This window comes from Enterocloster sp. HCN-30185, from assembly GCF_037890305.1.
Classification (GTDB): domain Bacteria; phylum Bacillota; class Clostridia; order Lachnospirales; family Lachnospiraceae; genus Enterocloster.
On sequence record NZ_JBBKBT010000001.1, the window covers coordinates 461,810 to 481,142 of the forward strand.

At 44.0% G+C, this 19,333-nt stretch carries 18 protein-coding genes and 1 pseudogene; 3 read left to right on the forward strand and 16 right to left on the reverse strand.

Going from position 1 to position 19,333, the window contains the following annotated elements; translation table 11 throughout:
- Both WKT10_RS02145 and WKT10_RS02150 read right to left on the reverse strand, forming a co-directional pair.
- The gene (locus WKT10_RS02145; RefSeq protein ID WP_340275140.1) at window positions 1–894 is read right to left on the reverse strand and encodes a carbohydrate ABC transporter permease; all 894 of its coding nucleotides are present in this window, start codon (window positions 892–894) and stop codon (window positions 1–3) included.
- Window positions 895–1,011: 117 nt separating this feature from the next.
- Entirely contained in the window at window positions 1,012–2,358 is a 1,347-nt protein-coding gene (locus WKT10_RS02150; RefSeq protein WP_340275142.1) for an ABC transporter substrate-binding protein, read from the reverse strand.
- 209 nt (window positions 2,359–2,567) lie between these two features.
- Here WKT10_RS02150 and WKT10_RS02155 point away from each other — a divergent pair, with 209 nt between their 5' ends.
- Window positions 2,568–4,346, forward strand: a complete 1,779-nt coding sequence (locus tag WKT10_RS02155; protein WP_340275144.1) for a sensor histidine kinase — start codon at window positions 2,568–2,570, stop codon at window positions 4,344–4,346.
- Between the two features lie 94 nt (window positions 4,347–4,440).
- Window positions 4,441–5,943: a response regulator transcription factor gene (locus tag WKT10_RS02160; RefSeq protein WP_340275146.1), complete on the forward strand. Its 1,503-nt coding sequence runs from the start codon at window positions 4,441–4,443 to the stop codon at window positions 5,941–5,943.
- On the opposite strand, the gene WKT10_RS02165 is transcribed toward WKT10_RS02160, so the two are convergent.
- The gene (locus tag WKT10_RS02165; protein ID WP_317438020.1) at window positions 5,928–6,890 is read right to left on the reverse strand and encodes a helix-turn-helix transcriptional regulator; all 963 of its coding nucleotides are present in this window, start codon (window positions 6,888–6,890) and stop codon (window positions 5,928–5,930) included. The two genes, WKT10_RS02160 and WKT10_RS02165, sit on opposite strands and share 16 nt — an antisense overlap.
- Before the next feature lie 195 nt (window positions 6,891–7,085).
- On the opposite strand from WKT10_RS02165, the gene WKT10_RS02170 reads away from it, so the two are divergent.
- Window positions 7,086–8,489 carry a family 4 glycosyl hydrolase gene (locus tag WKT10_RS02170; RefSeq protein WP_340275149.1) on the forward strand — a complete coding sequence of 468 codons (1,404 nt, stop codon included), beginning with the start codon at window positions 7,086–7,088 and terminating at the stop codon, window positions 8,487–8,489.
- A gap of 8 nt (window positions 8,490–8,497) precedes the next feature.
- Here WKT10_RS02170 and WKT10_RS02175 read toward each other — a convergent pair whose 3' ends face one another.
- The 13 genes and pseudogenes from WKT10_RS02175 to WKT10_RS02235 form a co-directional block, all read right to left on the reverse strand.
- A complete protein-coding gene (locus tag WKT10_RS02175; RefSeq protein WP_340275152.1) occupies window positions 8,498–9,949 on the reverse strand; it encodes a DUF6382 domain-containing protein in 1,452 nt (483 codons plus the stop codon).
- Complete coding sequence (locus tag WKT10_RS02180) at window positions 9,927–10,328, reverse strand: hypothetical protein (RefSeq protein WP_066545069.1); 402 nt, start codon at window positions 10,326–10,328, stop codon at window positions 9,927–9,929. Before WKT10_RS02180 ends, WKT10_RS02175 begins: the two co-directional genes overlap by 23 nt.
- Before the next feature lie 18 nt (window positions 10,329–10,346).
- Window positions 10,347–10,850 carry a hypothetical protein gene (locus WKT10_RS02185; RefSeq protein ID WP_340275154.1) on the reverse strand — a complete coding sequence of 168 codons (504 nt, stop codon included), beginning with the start codon at window positions 10,848–10,850 and terminating at the stop codon, window positions 10,347–10,349.
- Window positions 10,850–11,710 carry a TadE/TadG family type IV pilus assembly protein gene (locus WKT10_RS02190; protein WP_340275156.1) on the reverse strand — a complete coding sequence of 287 codons (861 nt, stop codon included), beginning with the start codon at window positions 11,708–11,710 and terminating at the stop codon, window positions 10,850–10,852. Before WKT10_RS02190 ends, WKT10_RS02185 begins: the two co-directional genes overlap by 1 nt.
- A 232-nt stretch (window positions 11,711–11,942) precedes the next feature.
- Entirely contained in the window at window positions 11,943–13,880 is a 1,938-nt protein-coding gene (locus WKT10_RS02195; protein WP_340275158.1) for a DUF5702 domain-containing protein, read from the reverse strand.
- The gene (locus WKT10_RS02200) at window positions 13,880–14,077 is read right to left on the reverse strand and encodes a Flp1 family type IVb pilin (protein WP_066545073.1); all 198 of its coding nucleotides are present in this window, start codon (window positions 14,075–14,077) and stop codon (window positions 13,880–13,882) included. The genes WKT10_RS02195 and WKT10_RS02200 overlap by 1 nt, the downstream gene beginning before the upstream one ends.
- Before the next feature lie 41 nt (window positions 14,078–14,118).
- Complete coding sequence (locus WKT10_RS02205) at window positions 14,119–15,393, reverse strand: hypothetical protein (protein ID WP_242962944.1); 1,275 nt, start codon at window positions 15,391–15,393, stop codon at window positions 14,119–14,121.
- 12 nt (window positions 15,394–15,405) lie between these two features.
- Window positions 15,406–16,104 carry a type II secretion system F family protein gene (locus tag WKT10_RS02210; protein WP_096807404.1) on the reverse strand — a complete coding sequence of 233 codons (699 nt, stop codon included), beginning with the start codon at window positions 16,102–16,104 and terminating at the stop codon, window positions 15,406–15,408.
- Window positions 16,105–16,252: 148 nt separating this feature from the next.
- Window positions 16,253–16,594, reverse strand: a pseudogene (locus WKT10_RS02215) (ATPase, T2SS/T4P/T4SS family); the annotation flags it as partial.
- Window positions 16,595–16,733: 139 nt separating this feature from the next.
- The gene (locus WKT10_RS02220; protein ID WP_117592881.1) at window positions 16,734–17,030 is read right to left on the reverse strand and encodes a hypothetical protein; all 297 of its coding nucleotides are present in this window, start codon (window positions 17,028–17,030) and stop codon (window positions 16,734–16,736) included.
- Window positions 17,031–17,161: 131 nt separating this feature from the next.
- Window positions 17,162–17,542 carry a TnpV protein gene (locus WKT10_RS02225; protein ID WP_117592879.1) on the reverse strand — a complete coding sequence of 127 codons (381 nt, stop codon included), beginning with the start codon at window positions 17,540–17,542 and terminating at the stop codon, window positions 17,162–17,164.
- A 20-nt stretch (window positions 17,543–17,562) separates the two neighbouring features.
- On the reverse strand, window positions 17,563–17,970 hold the full coding sequence (locus WKT10_RS02230; protein ID WP_117592877.1) for a DUF6262 family protein: 408 nt from the start codon (window positions 17,968–17,970) through the stop codon (window positions 17,563–17,565).
- Window positions 17,954–19,333, reverse strand: a 1,380-nt coding sequence (locus tag WKT10_RS02235) for a tyrosine-type recombinase/integrase (RefSeq protein WP_340275163.1), incomplete at its 5' end; no start/stop codon positions are given. The genes WKT10_RS02230 and WKT10_RS02235, both read right to left, overlap by 17 nt.

Here is a 19,333-nt window from a genome sequence, read left to right on the forward strand (position 1 = left end):
TTACAGACCTCCTTCATATACCCAGAATCTCTTGGTCGCAAAGAGTCCCAGAGTAATTAAACCGATAATCAAAAGCATTACCCATGCCATTGCAGCACCATATCCTGTATTATAAAATTGAAATGACTGCTGATACATATATACGGTATAAAGCAGGGTAGAGTTCATAGGTTTTCCCTGAGTGATGATATAACTCTGTGTAAATGCCAAAAAACCATTGATCATCTGCATAACCAGGTTAAAGAAAATCGTCGGTGTCAGCAATGGCAGTGTGATACGGAAAAATTTGGAAATAGAAGTAGCTCCATCTACCTCAGCTGCTTCATACAAAGTAACAGGAATCTGTTTTAAAGCAGACAGAAAAATCAACATAGATGAACCAAACTGCCATACCACAAGGATAATCAGTACCCATAACGCGGTTTTCGTATCTCCCAGCCAGGGAAAATTTGTCTCAATTCCGATCACTCCCAGAAGCTTATTAATAACGCCATCCATAGCAAACATTCTCTTCCACAGGATCGACACTGCTACAGAGCCGCCGATAATCGAAGGAAGATAATACGCTGCGCGGTAAAAACCGGACATTCTGGAATTTTTCAGAAGCAACAGGGCGACAATAAGTGCAAACAGCAACTTCAGTGGAACAGATACAAATGCAAAATAAAAAGTTACCTTAATACTCTGAATTAAAATATCATCCTTCAGCATTTCCTTAAAATTGTTCAACCCGGAAAAAACCGGCGGTGATAAAATATCATAATCGCAGAATGAATAGTATAACGAAATTCCCATAGGAACAATCATAAAAAGGATAAAGCCTATGATAAACGGAAGCGTAAAAAGAACTCCGCTGACGCTCTCCTTTCCCAACTGCTTTCGCAATGATTTCATGATATTCGCCTCTCTTTCATCATAATATAACAGCTTTGAAGTCAAAGAGAGGGAGTCGGCACCCCCGCCTCCCCCTCTGACAATTTTGTCTTACTCTGCATTCAGTTTTTCTGCCTGTTACTGCTTTTTGGCTGCAAGAGCTGCATTCGCCTCTTCAAAGAAGACCTTTCCAGCCTCTTCCGGAGTCAGTTCTCCATACGCAACCTTCTCTTCCATTCTGTTTAAGACCTCGTTAGCCTCTGTATATCCATCGGGCTGCGGCGGATTAACCTGAGAACACTTCGGAGATACTACCTCATTGATAAATTTGATGATCTCCTGGCTGGTCTCGTCCATCTGAGGAGAAATTGCATTTGCAACCTCAGAAGACAGCGGAATACCTCTCTCACCCAGAAGGATATTGTTTGCATCTACAGAGTTGGTAATAAAATCAAGCACCTTTGCACATTCATCCGGATTGGAGCCCTGAGTTGTGATTGCAAAGAACTGGCTTGGCTTCAGGTAATTGGATTTTTCAAGATCCGACGTCGGCCATGTGCTGAGTGCAATATGGTCTCCCTCAGGAGCTGCATTTCTGGCTGCTGTTAACTGATTGGTATACTGGAACATACACCATGAACGTGTGTCAGGGCTGGAACCGTATACAAGCGGGTCCTGCTCTACAGAACCGATGGTGCGCTCTGCAAATACAGCCGGCTCGCAAAGCCATCCTTCATCAAGCCCCTGTCTGTACAGCACAAAATAATCGGCATAATCTTCAGCCGTACCACCCAGTGCTCCCTCACCGTACATTACAATTCCTTTTGCGCGGAGCAGATATTCACAGAAAATCTCATTCTGAGTATACAGAAAATTCGTCTTATATCCTGTTTTCTCATGGATCGTACGACAGATATCAATAAATTCGTCTACCGTCATGCCGTCCTTAATTGTAACGCCTGCAGCATCCGTTACGGTCTTGTTATAGAGAAGGCCCGGCGCATTGATTCCGTTACAGATCGCATAAATTCCGTCCCCGACCTTTCCCGCATTCAGAACGCTCTCATTGCAGTTGGAAACGTCAATTGTTCCGTCCTCAATATAAGGAGTCAGATCAACCAGCAGGCCGTTCTTTACATACTGGTTAATATACTTCATATCCATCTGAACAATGTCCGGCAAAGAATTTCCTGCCGCTGCTGTTGAAAGCTTTTTCCAGTAATCATTCCACTCAGAGAACTGTCCGTCAAAGGTTACGCCCGGATTCTGCTCAGAATACAGCTCCAGCATCTGCTGGGTTCTTTCATTTCTTACCTGATTGCCCCACCATGCAAATACCAGCTCGCTGCCGTCTCCGGCTGCCTCTGCTTCTGTGCCTGCCGCTGTTCCGTCCGCAGCAGGAGCATCTGTTTTTGAGCCTCCGCAGCCCGACAGGCTTACTGCCAACATAGATGCTGCCATCAGGATCGCCAGTTTCTTTTTCATAAAGTATTCCTCCCATCTTTATATACTTTTACTTGTTAATTATATTATATATAATTTTATTTGTTAAAAAAATCAACAAAACCGTGTTTCATTGTTAGAAATCCGGCTTTTTGCACATTTTATCTGTTTTACCCCATCATCTCCTGTCATCTATTGTCAATTTTTTATTTTATGATAAAATAATTGTATTATAGAAAAGAGGCCCTCCAATGAAGTATCTGAGCAATTTGCCTTTAAAGCAAAAATTATCCTGTATCATTCTGTCTGTACTGACCTTGATACTACTTTTCTTTCTCCTTGCTCTGCAAATCAGCAAATATTCCTACAACGAACAGCTTTACAGAGCTATTGCTGGAAACCTGAGCTTTTCTGCAAGTACTATTTCCAAACATCTAAAAAATATTGAAAGCTTTTCTTCTGTCGTCATTGCGCAAAAGGAAGTACAGGAAAGTTTAGATGCTGTCAACTCTAACGACGATGTTCTGACGCTCTCCAAAAACTACTCGCTTCTAAATGAAGTTGTATCCACTTACCAGCAAACATATAAGCAAAATAATTTGTCCTGTATAGCTTTGGTTAACCCCCGCTTCACTAACTGCAGCAACTTCCCGGTCATGAGCAGAATCCCACCTGAGTTTTTGAGAGAAATCCTTCAAAAAGCCGCTCAGGCTTCCGGCTCCGCTGTATGGATTTCTGACAGTTCAAACCATTATCTTATTTTGAGCCGTCAGATTCGAAAAACTGAAAATCTCAGTTTAAAACCACTGGGATATCTGCTTTTATTTATAAATTTAGACGATTTGGTGGGAGATGCCAATCAGGCTGTTAATACCTATGAAAGCGGACATTACCTGATTTATGACAATGAAAAGCTGATTTACCATTCTGAAGGAATTTCTCAGGATTGGGCCTTACTGCTGTATGAAAAGCTGCAACGTCCTTACGATATCATTAAACAGAACCGACACAAATATTTTGCAGTACGAAGCCGTATTCCTTCCTATGAATGGAATTACATAAATCTGATCCCCTATGACGATATCAATCGGTCTATCGTTGCAGTTTTTCAATTGATACTAGTCATTCTTTTGGCCGGTCTGCTTTTATCATTGTTCGTTGCACATATCATGATGCGTTATGTCGTAAGGGATTTTGAACTTCTTTTACATAAAATGGAAATATTTAGTCAAACTGAACTTCAACTTCCTGAAAGCAGGATAGACTACAGTCAGAGAAGTGATGAAATAGGAAAACTGCATCAAAGTTTTGACGCTATGGCGGAACGTATTCAACATCTGGTAAATACGAATTACCGGTATCAGATTTTAAATAGAGATGCCCGTCTGAAAGCCCTTGAATCACAAATTAATCCTCATTTCCTATACAATACACTTGAAACCGTCAACTGGCGTGCCAAAGCGCTGAAGGATGATACCATATCAAATATCGTCCAGTCTCTGGCTGCCTTACTGCGCGCCACTCTCAGCAACGAAAAGTCCCTGGTGCCTTTAAATTACGAGCTGAATCTTGTTAATAATTATATTACGATACAGAAAATCCGTTTTGAAGAGCGTCTGCTGTTTCGTTTTTATGACTCCGAATGTACAGAAAATTTAAAAAACGCACTGGTTCTTCCTTTGACAATACAGCCATTGCTTGAAAATGCCATACGCTATGGTATGGAAGAGATGACTGAAACCTGCGAAATCTCTGTCTATCCCTATCAGAGAGGAGATTTTCTTATCATCGAAGTAGCAAATCAGGGATCCTCTTTTGAAGAAAATCTGCTGGAGAATCTTCAAAACGGAAGCAAAAGTTCCCATGGATTTGGAATTGGTCTTCTGAACATCAACCAGCGTATTCAAATGCTGTTCGGAGATGCTTATGGCCTCTCCTTCCTTAATGAGGAGGATAAGGCCATTGCGATCATAACACTCCCTTTTATATTTGAGGAACCGCAATCTGCTCAGTCTCTTTACAGCAGATGATATATCAAAACAGCAGACTTAGACCTTTTGTATCCAACCTTCACTTTTAAATATTGTCATTATTATTCCACACCATACGGGGGTGATTTGTCTCATGTTAAAATTAATTATTGCTGATGATGAACGCATCATACGCGAAACTATTTCAACAATCATTGACTGGGAACAGTACGATATTGAACTGGTAGGACTTTGCAAAAATGGCCTTGAGGCCTATGATATGATTCTGGATGAAACACCGGATATCGTGCTCACCGATATACGAATGCCCGGAATGGACGGTCTGGAGCTGATTCGTCGGATTTCCGAAACAGATCTGAACACCCAGTTCATTATCCTCTCTGGTTACGGAGAATTTGAATATGCGAAAATGGCTATGAAATACGGAATCCGTCACTATCTGCTTAAACCCTGCAGCGAAGCGCAGATTCTTGAAAGCATACAGGAAATTGCCCAGGACTGTTATAAAAAAAACAGTTCGGAACACTCCTATCCAGCCATGAGCAGCATTCGGCACAATGTTATTTTTACCATCCTTAATAACGCCATCTGTCAGAAACGTTCCTATGACGAAATTATGTGCGCATATGATCCATATATGGATTTTTATTTTTCATCCTATCATCTTTTTTATATTTATTTTCTGGAGGAGAAGAATCTGGAAGAATTTTTACAGCAGCTTAAATTCTATGCAGACAGCCATTTCCCTGAGGTTACCATTCACGGTGTCTATGTTAACTGTACATTGTTACTATTTTTTAAAGAATTTGCAGGGAATTATCAGGATATGTCCCATTTTTTCTCCAGTATAAAGTTTCCCGGACGCAGTCCTTCCCTGGAAACAGAAGATCAATCCTTTAAAAATCTCCAAAACCTTCTGGAAACAATTCTGGATAAGATAAAACGATTTAGTATGATTTATTATATCAATGACTTTCGCATCCTTTCCAGCTGTAACTACAGCTGCATTATGGATGATGCGGAAAAGCAAATGACGGACGCCCTTCTGAACAGGAAAACAGAGGCCATTGACAACCTAATAGACCTCCTGTCAGATGTAACAGACCTGTCATTCCTCAAACAGCTATCTAATTCCCTGATGTTAAAAATTGCTGCTGCTGACAACCGCCTTTCCACTGTAGATTTGACAGAATGGCTTTTAAATGTAACTCAGGAAATGAATCTGGAGCAGCTTAAGCTTACCCTTGCAGAAAAGCTGAGAAAGCTCTTATCGGCTAAGCCTCAGACTTCCTCCATCAGCGCCATGACCCAGCAGATCTGCGACTATGTAAACGAACACCTCTCTGATCCCAACCTGACCCTAAAGCGGATTGCAGAGCAGCATCTGTTTATGAACACAGACTATGTCAGTAAAAAATTTCAAAAGGAAACTGGCACCCGTTTTTCCAGCTATCTCACCGATGTCCGAATAGAACGGGCCAAACAGCTGCTTGTCTCTGCCGAAAGCGATAAGATTCAGACCATAGCAGAGCAGGTGGGCTGCGGAAACAGTCCGCAATATTTTTCTCAGCTGTTTAAGAAAAAAACCGGCATGACTCCCAGTTCCTATATAGCCCGCATTCACGGTGAAGGGTGAGATTTTTTATACTGCATAGGAGTCTGAGCGGTAGCCTTGCGGAATACCCGTTCAAAATAGGGAAGGCTTCCAAATCCTGTTTCCATTGCTATCTCTGTCATAGTCAATGACGTCTCCCTGAGCAGAATCTGGGCCTTTTTAATGCGGCAGATATTTTGATATTCATTGACTGTAAAACCTGTAACTGTTCGGAAAATCCGGGTCAAATAGGAACGGCTGATAAAAAAATGGGCTGCCAGATCATCTAGGCAGAGTTTTCCTGCGGAATGATTCTGCAGATAAATCGCAATTTCATGAACCTTCTGATACATTCCCGTATGAACTATATTGGTCTGTCCTGGCTCCTTCCATCCTTCCGCCTCTGCTCTGCTTCTGGTTCGTATCAGAAGCAGAAGCAGCTGGGCCGTATACAGCCGCACCATCCCCTCCGCCGTTCTCTTTTCCGTATCTGACCATCCGGGTGCACTTTGGGACATACTCATTTCTTTTTTTATCTTTTCCAGCTGCTCCAGCACCTGTTTCCATTCGCCGTCCGAAAAACAGGTAATTCCCCGATACTGCTCTCCAAACTCCAAAAGTCCCCGGAAACCGCAAAGTTTCAAAAGGCAGCTTAAAGCTTCTCCCTCTAGCTGCAAAAGAAACCGGTGATGACTTTTTCCGTTTCCTGCCGGGCAGGTTTTGTGAATCTGGTTTTGATCGACCAGAATCGCCATCTGTTCCTTCATGTGATAGGTATCCTGCTCTACAAAGTAAAACCGCTCTCCTTCTAAAAGGAAATACAGCTCCAGACTCTGGTGAAAGTGACGGCTTACCATGGAAAAACTGTGCCTGCGCACTGCTTCTTCTGCAAAAATACCGGAAATCTCCTCCTGAAATAAAATTTCCGGTTCCTCTCCCAACTGTTCGGAGGTGAGATAGATCGTATCCTTTTCTGTATTTTCTCCCATCTTCTGACCTGCCTACTTTATTTTTCTGCTATTATACTGCAAGTTCTTCCGATTTTCTACGCTTTTTGTAGCCGATTAGATAATAACATTAAAAAATCATCTGATTTTATTAGCATTCACCACATCCATTGAGTAAAATATAAATCAGCAAATACTTATAAACATTCGTACAGAGATTTTTAGGAGGGTAAGATCATGAACTACAGCAATAACAAAGTATCGGATATTCAAATTGCCTATATCGGAGGCGGTTCCAGAGGCTGGGCCTGGACCTTTATAACGGATCTGGCTCTGGACGATCAGATCAGCGGAACCATCAGACTTTATGACATTGACCGTCAGGCAGCGGAAAACAACGCAGTGATCGGAAATCACCTTATGAGCCGGGAGGACGCAAAGGGTGACTGGAAATTTGAAGTAAAGGACAGCTTACAGGATGTTCTGACAGGCTGTGACTTTGCCGTTATCTCCATCCTTCCAGGTACCTTTGATGAAATGGCGTCCGATGTTCATCTTCCCGAACGCCTCGGCATCTATCAGTCTGTAGGCGATACCGCAGGCCCCGGAGGCATGATCCGTGCCCTGCGCACCATTCCCATGTTTGTTGAAATCGCAGAAGCCATCCGGGATTATGCGCCGGACTGCTGGGTTATCAACTACACCAACCCTATGTCCCTGTGCGTAAAAACTCTTTACCACGTATTCCCGGAGATCAAGGCCTTTGGCTGCTGCCATGAGGTATTCGGTACACAGAAGGTATTAAAGGGAATCTATGAAGCAGAAACAGGAAATACCATTGAAGACTGGCATGACGTTCATGTAAATGTAGTGGGAATCAATCACTTCACCTGGTTTACGGAAGCAAATTATAAGGGCGTTGATCTTTTCCCCGTATACAAAAACTACATTTCCAAACACTTTGAAGATGGCTATGAACTTGAAGGTGAAAACTGGATGAATTCTTCTTTCAAATGCGCTCACCGGGTAAAAATGGATCTCTTTAACCGTTTCGGTCTCATTGCTGCCGCAGGCGACCGCCATCTGGCTGAATTTATGCCCGGAAACGAATACCTGAATGATCCAGAAACCGTACATTCCTGGAAATTCGGCCTGACTACCGTGGACTGGAGAAAGAACGATTTACAGAAGCGCCTGGAGAGAAGCCACAGACTGGCAAATGCTGAGGAAGAAGTAACTTTAGAGCCTACAGGTGAGGAGGGCATCCTCTTAATCAAAGCCCTTTGCGGTCTGGATCGTTTTGTAAGCAATGTAAACATCCCCAATACAGCCCTTCAGATCCCCAATCTGCCTGCTAACGCCCTAGTGGAAACGAATGCGCTCTTTGACTTAGACAGTATTCATCCGGTTGCAGCAGGTGAACTCCCTGAAGACGTGAAAGCTCTGATCATGCCTCATGTAGAAAACCATGAGCGCATCTTAAAGGCTGCCCTTACCTGTGACGAAGAACTGGTAGTAACCGCCTTTATGAACGATCCGATCGTAAAGGGCAAAAATCCTTCCGAACAGGAAATCCGGGAACTGGTTCACGATATGCTTGTAAATACAAAAGCCTACCTGCCGGAGGGTTGGAAGCTGTAAAAACAGGCTTATTTCCACACAAACCGCAGATCCGCAATCCGTACCTCATCTCCCGGATTCAGTTCTGCGGTTTCATTGGCCGCCAGCAAAACACCTGCTACGGTAGTTCCGTTCGTAGAGTTTAAATCAGTGACTGTAATTTTGTCTTCTGTACGGTCAAGGCGGAGATGAAACCGACTGACTGTTTTATAATCGAGAACATAATCTGCCAGTTCTTTATGCTTCCCAATAACAAAGGGATAATAGGGAATTTCTATGGAGGATATTTCCGGATGGAGGGCTGTAAGGCAGTGACACTCTTCTGCTTCCGGATGGACGGACAAAACCGTAGTCTGGAAATCCTCCGGAGGCGGGGAAGCTATTGAAGCAGCGTTTGTTCTTAAAGAAGACTCTGTACTGCTGTTTTCTATTTCTTCCTCTGCCCCCTCCTCATCTTCATACAGAATACGCCAGGGATCCTCTTCATCCCTGGTATTTTTTATCTGTTTCTCTGTATCCGCCGGTTTCTTTTCTCTTCTTTCCCAGAAAATGACTGCCAAAATCGTAAAAACCTCTGCCGCAGCTGCGCCTATGACCAGATAAAAGCTGAGATTTAAAAGTGTTTCTATTCCTCTCAGAAACCAGATTCCCAGAGAGATCAGGCTGAACATGCCTGCTGTGGCTGCCATACGTTTTAAAAGCTGTTTTCCAATATTTTTTTCAGACTGCCTTTTCTTTTCGCATAATTCAGTCTGTCCGGCAGCCTCCTGCGGTAAATCCGTGGAAGTTTGCCGCGGCAAAGCTGTTTTATTCGATCTTCCTTCTGCTTTTTGCAATGCTCCCGAAGTATCCCGTACTTCATCCTCCCCGGTCTTTTGTATCCCCTTAATCCGTTCCGCCTTTTGACCAGCCTCCTGCGGCGGACGGCCTGTTTTCTCCTCAGCCACAATCTTTACCAGATCTTCAATCCCATAATTTTCCTTTAAGCTCTCCTGATACAAACCATAAGCCAATACCACACAGTCCTTGTCCCTATGATCCACATGTTTTAAAAGGTATTGGAGAAAATGGCTGAGTTCTGCTGCAAAATCTCCCTTTCCTCCCGGAACTGCACAGAGCCCTATTTCAAAACGCTCTGGTTCCGCATAGATCAATTCCGGCGTTAGAAGAATCCCTCCACTCTCTAAAAGATATTTTTCCATCTCCTCCAAAGCCCGGTAAAGCTGCCAGAACAAACTTCTGACCTGCTCCCCTGTCATTGCATGAGTTTCCAATATCCGCTCCAGCGGCTGGCGGGATGTGATATCGTAACAGTAAATTTCCCTTCCTTCTTCATAACGCACTCTCATGGGAAGCAGTCCCCGGATTCTGTTCTGTTCCAGCATTCCTGCCTCCCAGGCTCCCTTTTCCCTCTGCTCCTCATCTTCTGTTTCAATGGTAAGATAGCTGCGCTTCATCTCACGGATATAGCTGATCTTCATCCTCTTCCCCCAGTTTCTCTATCAATGTAATCTTCCGCAGAAATGTTTCCGGGCGAAAGCGTCGGAGCCGGATCTCCTTTTCCCAGTTTTCTGCCCGCCCTGCCGCACGAATCCATTTCCCCTCTTCTCTCAGAGAAAGCCGGTCATCCTTCATGTGGAGCCTCAATCCTTTGTTTTTCTGAAAAAAGGCCTCTATTTCTTCTAAATCCACAGTTTTCTCATGACGTGCCTTTTCTGCCGCCTCATGAACGGTCATTGCACACGATACCTGATCATGGATTCTGCCTGCCTCTGTAATGATCGTACCAATCCCAAATAAAATCACTGCCATCACACCGGCTGCTTCCACGGTAAAGCTTCCCTTTAAATGCTTTTCCATTTTCCTGCCTCCCCTCTGTCACCAAAAAAGTAAAAACACCGCTGCCAAAAGAACAAAGGGTAAAAAGGGAAGGCGTTCCTTTCCCCGATCTGCTGCTTTATCTCCTTTCCATATCCGACGAACCATGAGAAAGGAGCTCACAGGAAAACACAGCAGAAGACTGGCACTAAAAAGAAATACTGTCTTTATAAACCCCAGATAACATCCGGCAGCCAGAAAGAAAAAACCATCCCCAAGACCCACGGCCTCCTGGGTAACATAGGCCAGGGAAAGAAGAAAGATCCCTACACAGGCCGCTCCCAGCAGCTGTAAAACAGCATAGGCCGGAGTACAAACTGCCCTCCAGCTGCCCAAAGCACCCGATACAGCCGCAAATCTTCCTGCCTGCAAGAGAATCCCCGTGGCTCCTCCAACAATGAACGTTCCGATATGAATGGAACCCCATTTTAAATCCTGCCAGGCCGCCAGAGCTGTGAATATCCAGAAAGCTGTTACGATTGCTGTTTCAAACCACTGTTCCATTATTTGCTTCCCCTTCCGCAATAACTGCACTCCCCCAGATGCTCCACTTCGCTTAAGGGCACGGTCTGCACATACGCACGAATCGCCCCGCACTGTCCCGTACTGTGATATCTTGTTCCCCATGGCATGATAAAAAAAGGCCCTTTTGAATCAGCCGCTTTGCAGGATGGACATGGATAATACCGTTTCCCCTCCTGATTACGCAGTCCATCCATCTCACCTGCCTGCACCCGTTTTAAATCATTAAACAGATAATGACAGTTCCTGTTTCTATGATACCGTGTCGAATTACGGCCAACATAAACCATTTCCTCCATTTCGTCCTCTCCCGGCAGCAAATTTCCCTTTCGGTTTCCCTCTGCTCCGGTCCACAGACGTCTGACACACACCGCTTCTGCCTTTATGCTGTCTATACGAAATACAGAAAATGGAAGCGGCATCCTGTATGTCATTACAATACGAACCATGTCATTTTCTATAGCTGTTCTCATAAACGAAACATCTCTGACCCATTTTTTATCTATCCGTCCCAAAACCATTGCTTCAATCCCTGCCTGGGCAGCAAATCCAAAAATATCTTTCATACCATCTGGGGCCAGCTCATCCCTGCTCTCATCCATCTGCCCCTCTCTTTCCTTTCCCAAAAGCCAGGCGCTGTATGCATACTGGCTGATCTCTTCCCCCACAGTTTCTACCGCTGCCTGAATCTGTCTCTGCCGGTCCATCATCCTCATAGGGATCAGAAGTATGACACAGAGAAACACAAACAAAGGAAATACCAGTGCCGCCTCCAGCGTCAGACTGCCGCGGATTCGATTGCCCGCATGATATTTCTTTATATGACAAGGAATCCGTTTCATCTGAAAGGCCCATGAGGATACTCTCTTTTCGGAAACTCGGATCCTTTTTAAATAGTTCTGCATATCTGTGTCTGTTCGTACTTGGAGAGGTGCGATTTTCATTGAATGATGGTTCTGACAGGTATGTTCCTGATGGATCATTGATCGTAAGGAGTAGCGTGTTATATGAAGTTGTATTGGATTCCGAAAAAAGAGCATCCTCATGAGCCTCCTTTCCTAAAAATTATCTGTTTTATTCATCATCCAGATAGCTGCCGGAAACAGCCATCCGTATTTTTTGTCTGTCTTTCCACGGACCGCCGGAAAAAAACACAGGTTTTCCACAAAACTCCGCTTCCATTTCCACCATGCAGGTACAACCTGCCATGCAGAAATCCGGTTGTTCCGTTCTGAGTTCTGTCTGTATCACATCCATCATACGGTAAACCCGTTCTTCACTGTATCCGCCAAAAAGCATCAGCCGAAGATAGCCTTTGTGATCCAGACCATCTTCCTCTTTCTCCCCTTTCCCTATCCCATCCGGCAGACGGCCTTTGGCCCCCAGATCAAGAAGGCCCTGTAAATCCAGCTTCCACTGAGAACTGCTTTTTACAAGAGGTACCTTTCCGCCTTCCAAAAGACAGCGCACATCCGCCAGCGCCTCCCCCAGCGCCCAGACCGTCATAATGAAAAATGACAATACCGCTGCAAGCGGAGCCATCCCTGTACCTCCTGCAATCACTATGGCAAGGGAGCGGGCTTCCTCCCTTTTAACAGGATCCCTCAGAATATGAGCCAGATTCAGCCCCTGGCGCAATGCCGTCAGCCGAAGGACAGAAGCCTCCAGATTCTCCCTGTCTTTCTCCTTCCCATACAGAATATACTCCAGCTGGTAAAAGGATGGCGGCTCTGGCTTAAAGGCAGAAAAATAACGGATCCCGTATTCAGACACGAGAAGGCGGTCCAAAAGAGTTTGTACGCCCAGGTTACGCTTCCCTTCTCCGGCTGGATTACCTGGTGTTCTCTCCTTTGAAGGAAACCCATTCAGCTTTAAACTGCGCCCCGATACGACCGTCCCTTCCGGAAGTACCAGTTCCAAAATCCCTTTGGACGCCAGATCGCCGATCCGTTCCAGCCATCCCTCCTTTTCCTTATCCTTTACGCCAAATTCCATTCCCAGGCGCAGCACGGGATATCGTGAAAAATGACTGCGCACCGGGGCCCACAGAGCTTCTTCATCCAGCTCGTCATCTTCATCATCCGGCTCCCAGCTGTCAATATAATCCATGACATCCTCCGCTTCCCGGATAATATTTTCCAGAAAAAGGATATTTTCCCGGCTTTTTTCCCGTAAAGCCCCAATCTCCATCCGCCTCTGCCCATCCTTTTCGGTATATGTTTCATACTGGGCGAATTCCTCCCTTAAAGCCTCTCTTGATCCATCGCTCAGATCCTCTCTTGACTCAAAATCCTGCCGGCTTTCCTTCAAAGCTTCGTTTAAACGGTCCGCTCTCTTTTCATAGGCCGTTACCAGAGAAGGAAGCTTTTTTAATATTTTTATCATGCTCTCTGCCCTGCGGATCAAGCCGCTTCCATCCAGATCGTCCAGACAGCGCTTTCCCTGTTCCCAGTTCTGTCTTTGTTCTTCAAGCTTCCCGTTTATCTTTTCCAGCGCTGCCTCCACACGGACCGCTTCTCTGGTATGGCCTTCATAGCGGACAGAACAGCCATTCATCCCCTCTGCATCCTTAAACTGGCTGAGCATTTCTCTGGCTCCATTTTCATCCATGCTGTCCCAGATCATGCCTATAAGCCCAAACTTCATATAGTCCAGGATTTCCTGCTCAAAGTAGGCTCCCTGTCCCTCTGTAAGCATTACTGCATCCTTCCTGTCTGTGTCCACAAGAGTTACCGGATACCAGTTTTCCGCCTCTGCATAAGGAGCAAAAAAATCGCCGAATTCCTGTTCCAGTCTTTCCTTTTCCCCTGTTTCAAGTCCCAGGATCCGGTAATTCTCCCACAGCCCCCTGTGGTACTGCGCCATCACCGAATCCATAGAAGAATCTGCTGCCATCCGCAGATACAATCTGGCTCCCGTCTCTCTGGCCGATTCCACAACTACCAAAAGAAGCGTCATGATACTGACCAGGATCATCGTGAGAAAGACCGTCACTTCCCCCCTGTGCCTCATCAGTAAACCTCTTTGGATTTGCTGTTGATCTGTTTGAAAATGTTTTCCAGCAATGTATTGATCTGCTTCTTAAAAATGATTACAAGGCCTATAAGGACTACCAGTATCAGCACCAGCTCAATCACCCCCACGCCGGATTCATCTGCCGCAAACGCCCTAATGTCCTTTAAATTTTCTCTGTCCTTCTGTAATTCCATACGCTCTTTCCTCCTTCTCGTTTATTTGATCAATCTGTTCTTTATCCAAAGGCCAGCCAGGCAGGAACGGCAATCATTACCATTACTACTGCCAGCAAAAGAAACAGGGGAATTAAAAGTCTCGTTCCGGCTTCCTCCCCCAGCCGTCTGGCCTGATGTTTGCGCTGTTCAAAGGCATCTGCCATTTCCAGGCGCAGCCGTTCCCTTAAGCTTCTGGCCCCGTTTTTCCGGCTCTGCTCCAAAAGGGCAGCCAGCTTCATATACGGCTGCAGGCCACAGCGGCTTCCAAATTCATAAAATGCCTGACTTTCAGAAACACCGCTTTTTAACTGGCTCTCCGTCAGAACCATTTCTTCATATATATACCGCTTCTGGTGCACCCCATGTTCCACCGACCGGCGGTAATCAACAGCAATCCGTTCCCAGGCACTTCGGATACTCATTCCTGCCCCCAGAAAAATGATAAGACGCGATAAAACCTCTGAATAGTCAAGGAGCATCTGCTGTCTGCGGCGTTCCTCCTGTTTTTTCAGATCCACCGTTTCCTTAAGCGTTATCAAAAACGCTCCCGCCAGACCAAGTGCCGTAAGAGAAAGGATGGGCGGAAGCCCTCCCGGAATATCATAGCTCAGCCGATTCCCCTCCTGAAACTGAGGCAGGGAAAATGCACTTTCATACCGACTGTCCTGCTCCATCTCTTTTATCTGCTCTTCCAGATCTTTTGCAGCCCTCTGAACCGGCGTCATAAGAGGCGGTTTTATCCTTACAGGAATTTCATATTCTCTGGGCCAGTTCCCGTCTGTGAGCCGCACAAAAAGCACTGCCTGCTCCCCTTGCTCCGGCACTCCCTCCCCATGTATCTGTCCGTCTGATCCTAAAAGATCAGGAGAGCCGGACCGCCAGCTTAAATCTACCCCATATTCCGGGAGCTCTGAAATAAGCTTTAAAGGCAGCCGCACCTCTTCCAGTGAAGGATTATCCCCTAAAATATACCCCGGAAGTTCCCCTATAACCTGCTCATAAACTGCCTCAGCCTCCTTCTCTGTATATTGCTCTGCCTCAAGGATCAGTTCCAGACGCTCCGGCTCCCTGCTGTCTGCCAGCCCCCTTACTTCCAGCAGATATGTCTCTTCTTCCTGTCCCAAAGGATTTCTGTTTAAAATGTATCCGTCCTTTAAAACCGGATCAAATCCCCCTGAATACTGGGCTAAAATACCTAAAAACAGTCCTGCGGCCGCACATGCCAGCTGCTTTTTCCAGCGTGACATTGTTTCCCTTTTCCAGAAGCCTTCCCTTCTCCCACTCCATTTCTTCAATTCTTTGCCCCCTTATATCTCAATATCCAGAATCTTTCCAGACAGCATGACTGCTCCCATATAAAAAGCCAGACATAAGGTCATAATCAGTCTTCCCATCCAGGTTCCATACATAATGTCAAAAAATCCCGGAGAGGTGAAATCAATATAGAGAATCATTCCAAAAGGAATGCCATTCATGATCTTCTGTTCAAAGATCCGTGCCGCTGTCATGGTCTGTATTTCTTCCTGAACCTGGATCTTATCCCGGATTACCCCCGCGCTCTGCCGGATGATCTCTACCAGCTCCCCACCGCTTCTGCGGGCCATTCCAAATACCTGAGCAAAGTGATCCACATCCTGAATCCCGCTCCGTTCTCCAAATTCGGCAAGAAGCTGCTCCACCGGCCGGTTCATCCGAACCCCTGCTGCCAGACGTTCAAATTCTTCTGTGATCATAGCGTCTTTTCCGTACAGCGCTTCCAATTCCCGCACGCTCATAAAAAGACCATTTTCCAGCGAATATCCTGCGCTTAAAAAAGAAGATAAAACCTGGATCGCCTCTTTAAACTGCAGCGTCAGCTGCCGCAGCCTTTTCTTTTTCAGATCCTTTTTTTTATAAATAGGATACAAAAAACCAAGAGGCATAAGGAGAATAAAGGCAAAAAAACTCCGGTAAAACACATAGGCAGTAAGACCGCAAAGCCCCAGTCCGATTGCCGAAAGCCCCATATATTCTTTAGCAGACAAACGGTAAACCTGGTAATCCTTTCCATCCGGAGCCCGGGGCTTCGGGCTGCCCCGCAGGGAAATCCTCCTGCCTGGCTGCCCTTTTCTCCCGGTTTTCACGGCAGTTTTCTCCCATTTTTTCCCTTTTATCCTAACAATTTCCTGTATCTCCAAGCTTTTCCCTATTTTTAGGTTCACCCGTCTTTTCAAGCCGCCCTGTTTCTCTGTCATATCTGTACAGCTCCTCTGTTTCTATTTCTCCCATAGATATACCTCTTACCTCCACAATGGAAAGTACCTTTCTGCTTCCGTCTCCCAGCCGTCCCAGATGAACCAGAATATCCAAAGCCGAAGCGATCTGGCTTCGGACCGCCTCCAGCGGCAGTCTGGCTCCCATTAAAACCATAGTTTCCAGACGGTTCAGCATATCTCTGGCTGAATTGCTGTGGCCCGTTGAGAGAGAACCCGGATGGCCTGTGTTCAGAGCCTTTATATGGACTCCCTATGTTCCCATCATGCAGAAATACAATATCTGTACCTAATACACAATGTATATAACGTTATTATCTTGCCATTTCACAGTTGCAAAAAGAAAAGAGAACCTTTCACAGCCCTCTTTCATATCGACTTTCTCATTCATTTGTCATACTCAACAGTTTGTCAACCAATGTCTCTAAACTTTTTCCCAAAAATGGGACAAAGTCTGGTATTGCACCAAATGCCATCCCAATTATTATCATTCGACCACATTCTCTTGCAGATTCCAATGCAAATCCATAGCTCAAAACACCTGTCAGAATAAATATAATTGATAAAAAGTAAAGAAAAATATTTCCCAACATCATAGGAATTTTTAATAACCAGCAAATCAATGTCATTACTACAAGAATCAAACACAAAAACACTTTTATTATGTACTTAACCAACATTTTTAATCCCTCACTTTTTTATCTTTCCGGACAGCAAGAATCCTGCCATCCGGACTTCCATTTTTTTGCTATCCGGACTTCCACTTTTTTGCTATCCGGGCTGCAAAATTCTTGCTATCCAATACAGTTCATTATCCTTTCGTGTATATCATTTCCGTCAAAATCATCTCTTCTGCATCATGACAAATGGTATTCATCCTCCTAGTCCATTCCATGTTGTCCTGTCTTTTTAATTTCTCTGTAATTCCTTGTTTCTCCATCATCTGTTTTACTAATTGTTCTTCCCTATCCCTTGCTTCTGCATCAATCTGATTCAAATGCTCAACAAGTTTTCCTTGTAACAACAATATTTGATATTTTGCCCTTCTGTGTTCCTGTAAATAGCTTTTACGAAGCATCCCATATTTCCCATATGTTGGTTCAATATCTTTAAGTGCCAATTCCGGCAAATAATAATCACCACATAACATATAAGTAAGTCCATTTTTCTCATCGTAAATTTCGTTCTGCATAAAATATTCTCCTTTTCTTCCTATAATTGGTCGTACATCTTCAACAGTGTTCCCTTTTTCATTTGACTATATTTCACTTGTAATTCTTCATATTTTTTCTGTAGATTCTCATATTCGTTTTTCGGAACACTATCGGATAATTTCTGTTCTAAACTCTTAATCCGTGCTTCCTGTGCTTTTGCAATGGCATCGCTTTTAGGATTTCGCAATATCATTCCCTGTTGTTTTTCCTTCAATTCCATCATGACCTGTTTCACATTCGGATTATTATAGAAAAAACCTCTGGAAAGTCCTGTTAATTTTGTAAGTTCAGCAACTGAAATTTTTATATTTTTTCTATACATTGTTTCAATAGCTGTTATTGCTGTTTCCGTCATTTCCGCACTTTTTTCTTTTGCCAGTGCTACCATTTTATCGTGTTTCTGCATTTTCCTTTTCCCTCCTGTATTGTGCTAATAATTCATTCATTTCATCTCGTACAGCCTTTGTATCCTCCGCTAATGCTTCGTTTCTTAACCGCCGATAATGTGGTATGGTTCGTGTATCCTTATGCCCCAACAGCCTTGCAATGCTATCATCATCTAATTTCATTTCTGTAAGTTTTACTCCAAAAGTGTGTCTAAAACGATGTGTACGAAACTCAAAATAATTTCCATTATCATCCCTGATATCATTTTCATAAATCATGATATTTACATGATATTTCAGCATTGAATCTGTATATAATTTCCCATTATCTTGCAGAAAAATATATTCTGAATCTGGATGGTCCTTTTCTGAAACTTCTATTGCTTTTCTAATCACTTCTGCCAGCTGATCGCTGACTGGTCTTTTGTATTTCCTTGTTTTATGCTGGAGAATAGTTATAAAATAATGCCCAGATTTCTCAGATAAGCAATCCCTTCGCAAAGTCAACGTATCCTCTATTCTTGTACCGAGCATCTGATGTATTATTAGACATCTTCCTAACTGGGGCTTTAATTTTGTTAATGCACTATTAAATCTCCTGATTTCTGCATCTGAATACGCTTCTGGCAAAGCGTTGTCATATGCTCTGCAATCACTGGACAGAAAAAGATTGCATAAATTATCTATTTCCAGTTCCCGCCCAATTTCATCCAGCAGATTATCCAAAACCGACAGTTCTGTTGTGTAACTGACTGATGTAAGACCGGTATCCGTTTTTATATAAACCAGATAATCTTCTATCATATCCCTGCGAATTTCTGTAAAATGCTTTACTTCTGGAAACCGATCATACATAAATCTAGCAAACCGACGGAATCCACACAATTCGCCTTTTATACTACCCATTGCTTTTGTCTGGCAGTGGCTATACAATATTCTCTTTATTATCTCTTTAAATTCTCTCTGCCTAATCTCACGAAAATCTAATCTATATCTTCCACGAATCGGATTACTCCTTGGCACAATATCCAGCTTTCTCATATCCCATACATCTTTTTCATTTTCTGAAATATCTGCTGTTTTACACTTCACAACATACTCATAATACATTTTCAGAAAAGAAACCTGAGCGCTATTTTGTTGCTCAACATTCCGCCTATCCGGTCTATTTCTTCTAACGTACAGCGCCAATCCTTTTTTATATAAAAATGCTTTATAGCTTCTCTCCAGTTCTTCCCATTTTTTATCAGTAATGCTGCTACAGCTTGTACACTTCTCATTCAGAAATTCTTTCAACAGATCAAATCTGTAAATATCATTTACGGCTGTTGATAATGATAAACGTCTACATCTATCATCGATATACCCATAAATCTCATCCTG